19 protein-coding genes are annotated in these 12,940 nt (G+C 35.4%); 6 read left to right on the top strand and 13 right to left on the bottom strand.

Annotation, left to right across the window (positions count from 1 at the left end; translation table 11 throughout):
* The first annotated feature begins 31 nt into the window (after positions 1 to 31).
* Positions 32 to 1,795 carry a mechanosensitive ion channel family protein gene (locus tag ABEB31_RS01090; protein ID WP_347049460.1) on the top strand — a complete coding sequence of 588 codons (1,764 nt, stop codon included), beginning with the start codon at positions 32 to 34 and terminating at the stop codon, positions 1,793 to 1,795.
* 63 nt (positions 1,796 to 1,858) lie between these two features.
* Here ABEB31_RS01090 and ABEB31_RS01085 read toward each other — a convergent pair whose 3' ends face one another.
* The 3 genes from ABEB31_RS01085 to ABEB31_RS01075 all read right to left on the bottom strand — a co-directional run bounded on the left by ABEB31_RS01085 (position 1,859) and on the right by ABEB31_RS01075 (position 3,405).
* A complete protein-coding gene (locus tag ABEB31_RS01085) occupies positions 1,859 to 2,173 on the bottom strand; it encodes a hypothetical protein (protein ID WP_347049459.1) in 315 nt (104 codons plus the stop codon).
* 139 nt (positions 2,174 to 2,312) lie between these two features.
* The gene (locus ABEB31_RS01080; RefSeq protein WP_347049458.1) at positions 2,313 to 3,032 is read right to left on the bottom strand and encodes a YqjF family protein; all 720 of its coding nucleotides are present in this window, start codon (positions 3,030 to 3,032) and stop codon (positions 2,313 to 2,315) included.
* Between the two features lies 1 nt (position 3,033).
* Positions 3,034 to 3,405: a SpoIIAA family protein gene (locus tag ABEB31_RS01075; RefSeq protein ID WP_347049456.1), complete on the bottom strand. Its 372-nt coding sequence runs from the start codon at positions 3,403 to 3,405 to the stop codon at positions 3,034 to 3,036.
* Between the two features lie 204 nt (positions 3,406 to 3,609).
* Here ABEB31_RS01075 and ABEB31_RS01070 point away from each other — a divergent pair, with 204 nt between their 5' ends.
* Positions 3,610 to 4,209 (top strand): YciE/YciF ferroxidase family protein, encoded by a 600-nt coding sequence (locus tag ABEB31_RS01070; RefSeq protein ID WP_347049455.1) that lies wholly within the window; start codon positions 3,610 to 3,612, stop codon positions 4,207 to 4,209.
* A gap of 103 nt (positions 4,210 to 4,312) precedes the next feature.
* Complete coding sequence (locus ABEB31_RS01065) at positions 4,313 to 4,585, top strand: hypothetical protein (protein WP_347049453.1); 273 nt, start codon at positions 4,313 to 4,315, stop codon at positions 4,583 to 4,585.
* A gap of 72 nt (positions 4,586 to 4,657) precedes the next feature.
* On the opposite strand, the gene ABEB31_RS01060 is transcribed toward ABEB31_RS01065, so the two are convergent.
* Positions 4,658 to 4,834: a hypothetical protein gene (locus ABEB31_RS01060; protein ID WP_347049452.1), complete on the bottom strand. Its 177-nt coding sequence runs from the start codon at positions 4,832 to 4,834 to the stop codon at positions 4,658 to 4,660.
* A gap of 198 nt (positions 4,835 to 5,032) precedes the next feature.
* Between ABEB31_RS01060 and ABEB31_RS01055 the strand changes: the two genes are divergently transcribed.
* Positions 5,033 to 6,202 (top strand): zinc-dependent alcohol dehydrogenase, encoded by a 1,170-nt coding sequence (locus tag ABEB31_RS01055; RefSeq protein WP_347049451.1) that lies wholly within the window; start codon positions 5,033 to 5,035, stop codon positions 6,200 to 6,202.
* A 90-nt stretch (positions 6,203 to 6,292) separates the two neighbouring features.
* Here the strand turns inward: ABEB31_RS01055 and ABEB31_RS01050 are convergent, their stop codons facing one another.
* From ABEB31_RS01050 to ABEB31_RS01040, 3 genes are all read right to left on the bottom strand, one after another.
* Entirely contained in the window at positions 6,293 to 6,949 is a 657-nt protein-coding gene (locus tag ABEB31_RS01050) for a DUF6766 family protein (protein ID WP_347049450.1), read from the bottom strand.
* Positions 6,950 to 7,097: 148 nt separating this feature from the next.
* Positions 7,098 to 7,775: an SRPBCC family protein gene (locus tag ABEB31_RS01045; protein ID WP_347049449.1), complete on the bottom strand. Its 678-nt coding sequence runs from the start codon at positions 7,773 to 7,775 to the stop codon at positions 7,098 to 7,100.
* 53 nt (positions 7,776 to 7,828) lie between these two features.
* A complete protein-coding gene (locus tag ABEB31_RS01040) occupies positions 7,829 to 8,407 on the bottom strand; it encodes a flavodoxin family protein (RefSeq protein ID WP_347049448.1) in 579 nt (192 codons plus the stop codon).
* 245 nt (positions 8,408 to 8,652) lie between these two features.
* Here ABEB31_RS01040 and ABEB31_RS01035 point away from each other — a divergent pair, with 245 nt between their 5' ends.
* Positions 8,653 to 8,949, top strand: coding sequence for a hypothetical protein (locus ABEB31_RS01035; protein ID WP_347049446.1), 297 nt, complete (start codon positions 8,653 to 8,655; stop codon positions 8,947 to 8,949).
* Between the two features lie 42 nt (positions 8,950 to 8,991).
* Here ABEB31_RS01035 and ABEB31_RS01030 read toward each other — a convergent pair whose 3' ends face one another.
* Positions 8,992 to 9,624: a DNA-3-methyladenine glycosylase gene (locus ABEB31_RS01030; RefSeq protein WP_347049445.1), complete on the bottom strand. Its 633-nt coding sequence runs from the start codon at positions 9,622 to 9,624 to the stop codon at positions 8,992 to 8,994.
* A 191-nt stretch (positions 9,625 to 9,815) separates the two neighbouring features.
* Between ABEB31_RS01030 and ABEB31_RS01025 the strand changes: the two genes are divergently transcribed.
* Positions 9,816 to 10,253, top strand: coding sequence for a hypothetical protein (locus ABEB31_RS01025; RefSeq protein ID WP_347049443.1), 438 nt, complete (start codon positions 9,816 to 9,818; stop codon positions 10,251 to 10,253).
* Between the two features lie 102 nt (positions 10,254 to 10,355).
* Here ABEB31_RS01025 and ABEB31_RS01020 read toward each other — a convergent pair whose 3' ends face one another.
* The 5 genes from ABEB31_RS01020 to ABEB31_RS01000 all read right to left on the bottom strand — a co-directional run bounded on the left by ABEB31_RS01020 (position 10,356) and on the right by ABEB31_RS01000 (position 12,939).
* A complete protein-coding gene (locus tag ABEB31_RS01020; RefSeq protein WP_347049442.1) occupies positions 10,356 to 10,709 on the bottom strand; it encodes a hypothetical protein in 354 nt (117 codons plus the stop codon).
* Positions 10,710 to 10,734: 25 nt separating this feature from the next.
* Complete coding sequence (locus ABEB31_RS01015) at positions 10,735 to 10,983, bottom strand: hypothetical protein (protein ID WP_347049440.1); 249 nt, start codon at positions 10,981 to 10,983, stop codon at positions 10,735 to 10,737.
* Positions 10,973 to 11,176 carry a DUF2188 domain-containing protein gene (locus ABEB31_RS01010; protein ID WP_347049438.1) on the bottom strand — a complete coding sequence of 68 codons (204 nt, stop codon included), beginning with the start codon at positions 11,174 to 11,176 and terminating at the stop codon, positions 10,973 to 10,975. The genes ABEB31_RS01015 and ABEB31_RS01010 overlap by 11 nt, the downstream gene beginning before the upstream one ends.
* Before the next feature lie 51 nt (positions 11,177 to 11,227).
* Entirely contained in the window at positions 11,228 to 12,232 is a 1,005-nt protein-coding gene (locus tag ABEB31_RS01005; protein ID WP_347049436.1) for an SDR family oxidoreductase, read from the bottom strand.
* Between the two features lie 368 nt (positions 12,233 to 12,600).
* Positions 12,601 to 12,939, bottom strand: coding sequence for an SET domain-containing protein-lysine N-methyltransferase (locus tag ABEB31_RS01000; RefSeq protein WP_347049434.1), 339 nt, complete (start codon positions 12,937 to 12,939; stop codon positions 12,601 to 12,603).
* Between the last annotated feature and the right edge of the window lies 1 nt (position 12,940).

Here is a 12,940-nt window from a genome sequence, read left to right as displayed (position 1 = left end):
TTTTAGTAATTGAACTACTAATAAGTAAAACATGATTTTAGGTATAAAGCGTTTGCTGTTGTCTTTTTTGTTTCTGGCCTTACTGATAAAGCCAGATCTGATGCAGGCACAGCTTCTGGGTTCAGTTAAACCTGCCGAAGAAGAGGCTAAAATTCCGGATGATTCTCTCGGCAGAAGATCGCCGCAGGGAACAGTAAATGGGTTTATTAAAGCCATTGGAGACCAGAATTATCTGCGCGCAAGTCAATATTTTGTGCTAAGCAAACGCTCTTACAGAAAAAATGCCGAAAGAATAAGGATTGTAAAGACTTTTCAGCAGCTTTTAGATCAGGGAGGAAATTTTTCACCCTCATCAATTATCAGTAATAAAGAACTGGGCCGTATAGATGATGATTTAGCGACAGGAGTGGATTTTGTTGGAAATATAGCGACAGATAAAAATTCTATTCCGATATATGTCGAAAATCAGTCCGATGATAGTGAGCCCGCAATATGGCTGTTTTCTTCTGAAACTGTAGATGCAATATTGTCGGCTGATATTAAAGGCGAGAAAACATTTTTAGATAAAATTCTTCCGAAAGTTTTAAAAGAAACAAAATTAGGAAATGTTCCAATTGGACATTGGGCTGTTATTGTAATTATGACGGTTGTATCTTATTTTCTTGCGCGATTACTAATTTTTCTGACCGTTTTTCTGACTCAGAAATTATGGAAAAAAGCCAACAGCGAAAAAGGACTGGCAATAATAGATGCTTTTTCGTTGCCGGTAGAAATGTATCTGGCTGTCATTTTGTTTGTTGCATTTACGCAGCGTATCGGGATTTCTATTGTAGTGCGGCAGCGATTTAGCATTATTATAATCACCATCGGAATCGTTGCTTTTTTATTATTACTGTGGAGAATGACCGATTTCGTCAGTTTGTACGCCCGCAGCAGAATGAACAGACGCGGACGAATTTCTGCGGTTTCAGCTATATTATTTTTGAGCCGCACCACCAAAGTGGCTATAGTCTTTATCGGAATTATAGCGATACTCGGAATCATTGGTGTAGATGTTACAGCCGGATTGGCCGCCCTTGGAATTGGAGGTATAGCATTGGCATTGGGTGCGCAAAAAACAATTGAAAATTTTGTGGGCAGTGTAAGCCTTATTGCCGACCAGCCGCTACGAGTGGGAGATTTCTGCAGAGTCGACGATATTAAAGGAACCGTCGAATCTATCGGGATGCGTTCTACTACGTTGCGTACGTCTGCGCGCACAATTGTGACCATTCCGAACGGACAATTATCTGCCAGTAAAATAGAAAATTTTGCGCACAGGGATCGCTATTTCTTTAATCCGATTTTTAATTTCAGAATGGATACTACTCCGGATCAAATGCGCTTTTTGTTAATAGAGTTGAGGACGCTGCTGTATTCGCATCCGGAGATTTTAAATTCGTCTCCTGTTGTCCGCTTTACAGGAATAACAACTGATGCCTTAAAAGTAGAAATAACAGCCTACATTGAAGCAGTAACTTTTGAAATTTCACAAGAAGTGCAGGAAGATATATTGTTACGAATGATGGATATTATTGAAAAAAGCGGAACATCTTTGGCGTATCCTTCACAGACAATTTATATGGCAAGAGAAACTCCGATATCGGAAGAAAAATCGGCCGAAGTCTCTGAAACTGTGAAAAAATGGAAAGAACAAAACGAATTGCAACTTCCAAAATTTGATCCAAAAAGAATTGAAGAATTAAAAGGATCCATACAATATCCCGGAGAGGGAAGTTTTAAAAATGAATTATAATTTATAATAAGCTCCATAACAAAAAAGCTGATGAAATAATCATCAGCTTTTTTAATATTTTATTTAATCGACTTTATATCCATCTTCAGAAAATGTGTCGACATCGCGCTCATTTTCATCATAGTGTTCTACTAAGTCGTCGTCAAGATCATTTTCTACCTCTTCCCAGTCGTTCTCATCATATTCTGATTCCATATCGTCTTCGAGTTCTTCGTCCTGAAGACTATCAAGGTTAATTGCATAATGATTATGAGAAGCCATAAAACCTGTAAGTGGAGCTTCCAGATAATTATCGTAATTCAAAAGAAGCTGTTCTTCGTATGATGTCAAATCACCATCATAGTGCTGATTCGAATTAAAGTAGTTTTCAGGTGTCATAATATATAAATTTTAATTAATAGCGAGAGTTGGTCTAATTCTAATTCTAATTAGAGTATTTAAAAGTAGAACTTTACAAAAAAAATAAATTATACAATTTAAAGCTACGCGTTACTAAATTTACATTTTACGGAACCCTTCATGCCTTGATTTTCCCCCACAACAGCACCTGGATCTTATCTGCATAATGAATTTTATCAGGATAAGTATGTAAGCTGTATTTTTCAGTTTCGTATCTGATTTCGTTTATAGTAACTTCCGGATCTGTCAGGTTCCATTCCATATGATGAATGTCAAAACGGCAAATCTTCTTATTGCAGACATCATAAAGCGAAAGTCTTTCGGTTAGCCAGATGTCTAATTCGGTTTTTTTTCGGAGAGAAGTGGTTTTTCCTATTTTGATGTCAAGATGATGATCTAATTTTTCACTTCTTGAAAACAGTTGATTCTTCTGGCGTTTAATTATGGCTTTTTGATAAGGAAGTCCCATAAATGTTCGTGTAAGGAGAACCTCAATTAATTTATTGGTTTCTATAGAAAGCATGAAGATTCCGGGAATACCATCTTTAATAACGTATGTCCGGATATTGATTTCCTCAAAATTTGATACATACGGAAAAGGAGGAAGGTTTCGAATTCTCATATTCTTTACTTCAAAAGAAACATGAGAAATCCATGCCCTATTTTGGTACGTATCGAGTTCTAAATCTTCAGGAATATATTGTTCTAAAAAAGAAACCGGAACTTCCCAATGAAAAAACAAGGTTTTATGCCATTCCTGATAAAATTTCCATTTTCTCTGAGGTAAGGGATATTGCCTGTTTCTGGTAAAGTTCAGTATTTCTTTTATCGAAGCCATATTACTTTGTATCACCGTTTGCTACCCAATTCAGCGCCTCATTGTATTTATCTTTAGCAAAGCCTTTAAACTCGCCCGGAACAAAATAGCTAAATCCGTTTGTAAAAGTTATAGCTTTATCAGAATCGGTTACGATTGCAGCGCGATTCCATTTCCCTAGATTTTTTAAACCCAGCAAAGCATCTTCCATCCAGGCAGCTGCCGTAAAATTTTTGATTTCTGTATCAATCAGAAATAAAAAGTTAATTTCGTTTATTTTCTCCACAAGTCTGGTCACTTCCGGAATAAGAACATTTTTGTAATCATCTGCCGTAACTTCACCAATAGCTCTGAAAGCAGCGACGTTTTCTGGTGCTTCAATTATCTGTATCATAGTAATAATTTTTGATTTTATTTAAAAGTAAATATTGATGATAATAGTTTTTTATAAAATAAAATTTAGAATTTATAGAATATCTATTTGAATAACAATTAATTAAAAATGTTTATTTTATAATTAACTGGCGTAATTCTGTAAAAAGAGTATGGTATTGAAATCTAAATTTGGAATAGTTTAATTATCAAAAAAAATATTATTATGAAAACTACAGAAACTAAAAAAACAAGTACAAAAAAAGCTCCCGCAAAACAAACACAATCTAAAGGTAGAGCAGTAAAAGCAAAATCTAACGCTGCTGAAGGCTTAAGAGAATTATTTATAGACTCTTTAAAAGATATATACTGGGCAGAAAAAGCTTTAACAAAAGCACTTCCTAAAATGGCGAAAAATGCAACTTCAGAAAACCTTATTACTGCAATCAATGAACACCTTACAGTAACTCAGGGTCAGGTAGAACGATTAGAGCAGGTTTTTGAAATCTTAGGAGAGAAAGCTACAGCAAAGAAATGTGATGCTATGGAAGGTTTGATTAAAGAAGGCGAAAGCATTATGGAAGAAACGCAGCAAGGGCCGGTGCGCGATGCGGGAATCATTAGTGCTTCTCAAAAAATTGAACATTACGAAATTGCATCTTACGGTACATTAGCTGCTTTTGCACTTACTTTGGAAGAAGAGGATGCAGCCGCTTTATTGCAACAAACTCTGGAAGAAGAAAAAGAAGCTGATACAATCTTAACTGAGGCAGCTTACAACACAATCAATTTTGATGCTTCTGAAGAAGATGAAAACGAAAAATAATTCTCATCAGAATTTGAAAAAAACCTGTAATCGTAACCAAGTTGTTTGATTACAGGTTTTTTTTAAATAAAAAACACATTTATGATCGTTTAAAATTAATATCATGGAAAATAATGTTAATAATGCTGATTGGATCCGCGAAAGTAACCATCAGGAAGAGATGGGAATAAATCCTGCATACCAGATGTCATTCCCCGATAGCGAAGAAGAAAAAGGAGAAACATTCAGAGATCCTGCCCAAAAACCAAATACAGGAGACTGGGGCGACGAAGGTGACTGGGATGAGAATGAAAACGAGAAGGATAATGAAGAAAATCTCGGTAATGATAACAGTGGAGGTGCAGGAAGCACGGGAAGCGAATCCACTAATAGTTAATATTAAAAAGAAGAGCGGGCAGTCTATAGTAGACTGCCCGCTCTTCTTTTTAATAAATTTTACTTTATAAAATTATTCGGCAGGAACCAAAACAGAGTCCATAAATTTTCCGGTAATTATAGTTCCTTCCTCATCTTCCCATTGTGTAATAATATTTTCTATTAATTCAGGTTCAAAACCAATTACTTTCATAACTGGCCCGCCAAATTCCTGTTTTACATCCTGACCTTTTTTAAATTTTGCTTCCATAATAACTATGATTTTTATAAAACAAATTTTAAAAATAATTAACTATTCCGATTACATTTTTAAGCGCAGATTTTATAGGATTTAAAGCATCACAAATTTTCAATTAAGTTTGAGGTTATGTAAAAATGTGTTTAAATAATGTAATCTTAACTATTTTATTTATAGTTACTTAGTGATTCTAATTTTAAAGATATTATTATGAAAGCAGCTGTTATTCACGGACCGGGTTCTATCAAATATGACACGGTCGACGATCCGATCTTAAAAGAAAAAGATGATATTATTTTAAAGGTAACTTCGACAGCCATTTGTGGCTCAGATCTGCATATTTATTCAGGTGGATTTCCGCAGCCCAGACCGATGGTTTTAGGGCACGAATTTATGGGAATTGTTGAAGAAACAGGTTCGAGCGTTACTCATTTAAAACGAGGTGACCGTGTGGTAGTTCCTTTTCCTATCGCTTGCGGAAATTGTTTTTTTTGTAATCATGATTCGCCTGGAAATTGCGAGCACAGTAATCCCGAGAATTATGGCCCTGAAGGAGGGATAGCTACAGAAAAAGGAGGAGCACTTTTTGGTTATACAGATTTATATGGTGGTTATGACGGTGGACAGGCGCAATATGTAAGGGTTCCATATGCAAACTACGGACCAAGAGTTGTGCCCGAAGATTTATCTGATGAACAATTGCTTTTTTTAACAGATATTTTTCCAACCGGTTATACAGGTGTTGACTGGGGAGAAGTTAAAGGGGGCGAAACGGTTGCTATTTTTGGAGCAGGTCCTGTCGGAATTATGGCTGCAAAAAGTGCGTGGCTAAGAGGCGCTGGTCTGGTTATTATTGTCGATACCGTACAGTACAGACTTGATAAGGCAAAAGCGACAACAGATTCTGTAACATTGTTATGGGAAGATGGTCCTAAGGATGTAATTGAGCAAATCAGAGCGATGACAAATGGGCGTGGTGCTGACGTCTGTATAGATGCCGTTGGTTTTGAACCCGACAGAAATATAGGCGATCGCATTAAGGCTACAATTAATTTTGAAAAAGGGTCTATCAAAGTACTCGAGGCTTGTATGAGCGCCGTTAGAAGAAATGGTATTGTTTCTGTATTGGGAGTTTATCCTGTGAATTATGATAATTTTCCGTTAGGACAATTTTTTGATAAAGGAATTGTTCTGAAAGGAGGACAAGCGCCTGCCCACAAACATATAGATAAACTAATGGAATATGTAGTACAGGGAAAAGTGAAACTGGATGATATTATTACGCACAGATTGCCGCTGTCTGAAATAGCTCATGCCTATGAAATATTTAAAAAGAAAGAAGATAATTGTGTCAAAGTTGTTTTAGATCCATGGAAATAAAAGTTAAGAAATAAAAATTAAAGGTGAAGTTCCCTATTTACGGAACTCCACCTTTAATTTTTTTTATCTGAAAACCAGTATTTTTTAATATTATTCCCCCGTTTCCATATGTGGTGCGTCTACAGGTTTGGATTGTGAAGAACCAATTTGACGGAAATAAATTGATAACATGACAATAGCAAAAACAGATAAGAATTCGCTTTGCCAGTTCTGAAAAGATTCAAACCAGAATCTTGAATTTCCCATATAAGAAGAAACTGTTTCCAGTTGTTGGCCCTTTCTCAAAAGCTGTTCATTTTCATCTTTTAAACTTCCATAAAAGTGAATTACAAAAGAGATTACAAACAATAACAAAAGCACAATTGTAAGTGAATGTTTGTATATTTTTAAAATAAAACCGCCTTTTTTTACCGGCCAGGGTGCATCTTTTTTATTAGGATCCGGCTGACGGTCCACTTCTTCGGGTTCATCAATTTTTTTAGATTCCGAAGATCCCTTTTGTTTTAAGAAAATGGTAAATATAACCAGTAAGGCCATCTGGAGAAATTCGCTTTCCCAGTTTTCAAAAGTAGATTGAAAAAAATGTCCGGAAGTGAGATAAGAAGCAAGCCCAATAATTGCCGCTCCTTCGTCAACAAGTTCCTTATTGTGTTCTTTGTAACCTAAAATTACCTGGCCTGCAAACGACACAATAAATAATGTCAGAAAGCAAATGCATAATCCGTTATTTTTAAGAAATGTTTTCATTTTGTATCTTATTATTTAACTCAAATTTCAAATAAATAACAAATAAAATATTACATGATTTACTTGTCTGTTTATAGTTTTCGCATTGATGTTTTGATTTTATAAAAAAAACGCCTCTTAATAAGAGACGTTTTATAATTGAATATAATTAATTCTGACCAGATTCCAGATATAATTTCAGGTTAGAGATATCATCTTTCACCATTTTTTCAAAATAAGGATTCAGTAATTTAGCGGCACTTTCTCCGGCTACTCCTAGTGGAGCATGGTAAGAGATGGTAACATCTATTTCGGTTGCATTTCCTTTGGATTTGAAAGTTACTTTTCCTGCATTTTTAATCGTAGATCCTTCAATTGAATTCCAGCTTAAAAGCTGTTCTTTTTCATCTCTTACGATTTCTGCATTCCATGAAATTTTTCCAAGACCAGCCGGACCTTTTGCAGTCCATTCTGAAATAGTGGAGCTCACAGATCTTACAGAATCCAGGTGATTCATGAATTTCGGCAGATTTTCCAGATTTCTCCAAAAAGCATACACCTCACTTACCGGTTTGTTGATCACACTGTTGATTCTGATATTAACATTAGAAGCTTTGTCATTCATCAAATGACCTGCAGCATCGTATATCGGACAATATCCTGAAATTCCTCTTAAAAGCATTGCACCGCCAGTTCCGGCTTTGGCAATATTTTTATTTTGTTTAGATAATCCATTGTATAAAAGATAAGCTCCGCTGGTAACCATTAAGATTCTCTCTAAAGTTGACACATTAGTCTTTAATAAAGGTTTTGATGTCAGATTTCGTTTTAATGTCGTTGTGTTCATAGCTTTAAGTTTTTGAATATTAGTATTTAGATGACTTTTTGCGGTACATCAATTTATTTTGCAGCTTTGGCAAGCGATTCTGCCATAGCACTTGCGTCTTCGCTGTAGTTTTTTGTATAATATTGTTTTATTTGTGCTTTTGTCTTTTTCGAGTCTTTACCGTGTCCTTCCCAGATTACACCCAAAGATGTGTAAGCCGGAACTGTTACTCCCAGGCAGGAGAAAAAGTTGGCAATATTTCCGGTTACATGCTCAACTCCGTCAGAATCTCCTGTTATAATAACGCCGCCCAGTTTTCCGTCAAGCGGAGAATCTTCACCAGAATTTATAATATCATAAACCTCATCAAGACGTTCGATGCATTTCTGCAATTCAGAGGAATGATTGTTCCACCAAATTGGAGTGGCAAACAATATAATATCAGCCGCTATTATTTTATCATAAATTCCCGGCCAGTCATCCTCCACATCAAGATGCGTATAACTTCCCGGAAGAATATTGTGATCCATCAACTTGATAATTTCAAAATCAATATTTTGTTTGGAAAGGAAGGAGCTAAAAAAGTCTACTAGGATTTCTGTGTTGGATATACCGGTTTTTTTTAATGTGGCTAATAAGATAACAGCTTTCATAATTGTACTAATTTAATTTTTGCTTCAGATCAATATTTTATAAAGGTTTGATTTTGAAGACATTTCAATTCACTCAAATTTCCGATATTTAAACAGATTTTATTTACACGATTAAATATTTCATTTACAGATTTTACATTTATAGTTTGTTGCATCTATAAATCCTTTTGGAAATTATGTAAAATGTTTGCTAATCAGTATTTTATATTTGAGTTTAGAAAATTTACAAATGAAATTTTGACATTATGAAAACACAATTGAAAACAAAAATCGCAATGTTGCTTTTAGCAGCAGCATTCGTAGTTTCGTGCAAGAAAAACGATAATAACGAAAATGCAAATTCAGACGCAACCCAAACAGACTCTATGGATATGTCTGTAGATACGATTAGTCCGGCAATGGATTCAACAGCAACGCCAGAAATCGATCAAAGCGGTAAGCAGGGTACAACCGGAGCGACTGGCGAAGGCAGTACAGGATCCGGAACCGCCGGTTCTACTGAAAAAGGAAATGAAAATATTAGAAGAGATTCAGTTAAATAAATCTTTTTTGAGATTGTAAAAGAAATTACTTTTATAGTTCTTTTATAATTTGTTGGGTTTGCTGACATATTTATTTTCCTTAACAAAAAAACGCCAGGGAAGAAGTGCATGGTCCTCCGCGTAGTAAACACCTACGCGGGGAACGCTTGCAATAGCATTACTATCGTATTTAATTCCGTGATCTTCTACCCAAATTTCTTCGCCGTCTAATGCTTTTTTATTAAAAGTAGAATCAATTCCCAACGCTTTTGCTGCAGAACCCGGCCCGGACGAAATTCGCGCATTTGCGGCATTCATATTTCGTCTGCTCTCAATCAGATCAATACCTTCCAGCGGTTCAACTGCACGTATCAAAACCGCATGAGGTTCACCTTCTGATGCAGTCACAATATTGAATAAGTAATGAATGCCGTAACACAAATAAACATACGAAATACCTCCTTGGCTATAAAGAGTTTCAGTTCTGTTAGTTCTTCTTCCGCCATAAGCGTGAGATGCCTTATCGATGGCGCCCATATAAGCTTCAGTCTCGACTATAATCCCTGAGGATAATTTTCCGTCTATCATGGTGCAGAGCACTTTTCCCAGTAAATCCCGGGCAAGAAAAAGCACATCCAAATTCTGATAATAGGGAAATGTTAATTTGGCAGGTTTAAATGTTGACGAGTTTTTCATTTTTCTTTTAAAGGCAAATATTGATCGTATTAAATTTAAGGTGCAATTGGCACATTAGCAAATAAAAAAGCCTTTTTACTTAATGGGCATTTTGTAATTAATAGAATAAATCCTAAAATCATCTTCACGAATTCTTTAGTTATTTTGTAAATCACTGTTTATTAAATATTTGACAAATTAAATTAGCAATTATGAAACTACCTAAAGAAATTATTAACGGAATTCTGATCTTTGTCGGAATTGGATTGTTCTTTTTAGTAATGGAACTTCTAAATCTCTCCAATCTGTTTTATCTGAGACTTCTTAATGTATTATTTATTTTCTACGGAGTAAACAGAACTCTGAAAATGAATCTTGCGGAAGGAAAAAACGGTTTTGTTCCCAATGCTATATCGGCTATGGTTACTTCATTTACAGCTGTAGTTATAAGTATTGTGGCACTTCTTATTTACAGTTATGCCAAAGGCGGAGATCGTTATGTAACCTCTCTTTCTGAAGCATTTATGTTTGGTGGAGAACCGTCAGTTGCATCGTATTGTATTTCTTTATTTTTTGAAGGAAGCGCATCCTGCATTATTGTAACTCTTTTACTGATGTTGTATTGGAACAATAAATACGCAGCCGATTAAATAGCTACTTTTAATATTCACATAAAAAATAAATCCTGAAACGAATTTTACGAAATTCATTTCAGGATTTACTTTTGAATAACAAATTCAATTATTTGAGATTTAATAATCTTCATCCTCATCTTCATCTGCCTTTTCTTCATCCAAAGTTCTTCTGTCGGCATCATTATCAAAATCATCGTCTTCGCCTCTCAGATCATTATCCAAATCCTGTGCTATTGGTGCGTTTTTTTGAAAGAATGGATCTGAAGGGTCATTTTCCTGGTCATCTGATTGATAAGAATGACTGTTTTCGCTCTCATAATGAGTTGAGGTATGAGTGTGTCTGTCTGAATCATTCTGGTGCTGATTGATAGCAGGATCTTTATTTTCCATTGTTTCAGAATTGATAGAATCGTCGGCTGCGTAATAACCAAAATCTTCCTGATCGTAGTTATCATAGTTTTCTCTTGACATAATATTTAATTTAGTGAGTTAATAATTAAAGTTTAGAAAGCTTTGAAGGATCTGTTGCTTCATCGATACTTTTTCCTTCCGGATTGTTTTGATCATTTTTTCCGTTCGCTTGTTTTTCATCTTCCACTTCGGCTTCTTCAGAGTAATCATTTAAGCGACCTGCCTGGCCCTCGTTACCGCCGGGCTGCATACTTCCTGATCCGCTGTAAGCACTATTGGCATTTTGATTGGTTTCTTCGTTTCTATTTTCAGAATCCTGATTGTTATTTTCCATGATGTTTGTTTTTATCGTTATGTACTCCGTGATTTTTAAGAAGTTCCCGCGCTTGTTTTAATCCTGTTGCAATTGCGATCCCTTCTTCTGTACCGTCCTGAAGGAGAGCGTTGGCTATTTCAACAGCTTTTTCTCTCAGTTCATCCGGTTGATTTTTATAGGATGGAGGATAGTCTCCGTTGTACCAAGGCATAATTTTTACTTTTTAAATTAATTTTAAGCTATTCTATACACTTCTCAGTGATTAAGGATTACCTTCACCACCACTTGACCCGTATATTTGTCCCGTTGCATAACTCGCGTCTTCGGCAGCTAGCTGTACATAAATAGAAGCAAGTTCTGCCGGCTGTCCCGGTCTGCCCATTGGTGTTTGAGAACCAAATTGTTTTAGTTTTTCCATTGTTGCTCCGCCACTAACCTGAAGAGGTGTCCAGATTGGTCCCGGTGCAACACCATTTACTCTGATACCTTTTGGCGCCAGTTGTTTTGCCAGTGATTTGATATAATTGGTAGTTGCAGCTTTGGTCTGTGCATAATCATATAAATCTTCGGTAGGCGCATAAGCCTGTACAGAACTGGTACCGATAATAGAAGAACCTGGTTTTAAATACGGTAAAGCCGCTTTTATAATCCAGAATGGAGCATAAATATTAGTTTTCATTGTAGCATCAAAATCGTCTGTTGAAATATCCAGAATAGATGCATGAGTTTGTTGTCTTGCAGCATTATTAACCACAATGTCGAGTCCGCCAAGTGCCTTTGCTGCCTGATTTACCAATGACGTACAAAAACTTTCATCTCTTAAATCTCCCGGAATCGCAACTGCTTTTCTGCCTTCTGCCTTTATAAGCTGAATTACTTCCTGAGCATCTTCCTCTTCATTAGGATAATAATTAATAGCCACATCGGCACCTTCACGTGCATAAGCAATTGCAGCAGCTCTTCCCATACCAGAATCGCCACCTGTTATTAATGCTTTACGGCCTTTCAGTCGTCCGGAACCTTTATAACTTTTTTCGCCATGATCAGGACGTGGATCCATTTTACTTACCAGTCCGGGCCATGGCTGTTTCTGTTCCTTAAAAGGAGGACGGGGATATTTTGTTGTGGGATCTTCAGGAAGTGTCGAAGCATTTTTTTCATCTAAAGAAAAATCAGCACCTAAAACAGGAGTAAAAGCAGTCGTAAGACATATTGCCCCCATACTTGTTAATGCCGTTCGTCTTGATATTTTGTTTTTATTGTCCATAATTAAAAACTTTGAATTAGTAAATCTTTTATATTACTAAACTAATGAACTTGATTATCAGTATTTTATATAATTATTTTGACTTGTTACATAATATGTGCTGTTTATTAAATTTTATTAGAATGTTAAATTGATAAGATTAACGAGCACTACCTAATTGATTTTAAATTTTTTATAATAAAAAAGTCCTGAATTCATCAGGACTTAATCGTAATAGATTAGTAATCTATAATTTATTAAAAAGAAAATTTTGTTATTTAAGTAGGATATTTATTGCGTTATAATACTGTGGATATGTAGACTTAACATATTCATTAAAATTGCGAATGACCATTTATTTATTTTTAATGTTTTAAACAAAGCTTTTTCTAAAAATTAATGTCGGGAATATATCCTGTGTGTTCAGTTATTTGCTTGTAATCGACAAATATTTCCATTCCGGATAGTATAGTTATTCTCGCTGTGAGCTCTAGATTGTCGTGGATTTTATCTACCACTGTATTAGGTGTTGGAGAATGATTACAATATCTTCCTAAATCATCTGTCTCATACCATTTTTTTGGCATGTTACATTGAAAAAGGTATCTGGATTTATTACCCATTGGTATAGTACTTACCCAGATACCAATCGATTCATTAGGAAGAATATCTTCAATAGCAGTTATTTTAATATTTGTTAAATCTTCTCTATTGATTTTGTATTTCATT

The sequence above is a fragment of the Flavobacterium olei genome, assembly GCF_039749035.1.
GTDB classification, from domain to species: domain Bacteria; phylum Bacteroidota; class Bacteroidia; order Flavobacteriales; family Flavobacteriaceae; genus Flavobacterium; species Flavobacterium olei.
This window is presented reverse-complemented; position numbering and strand designations above follow the sequence as displayed.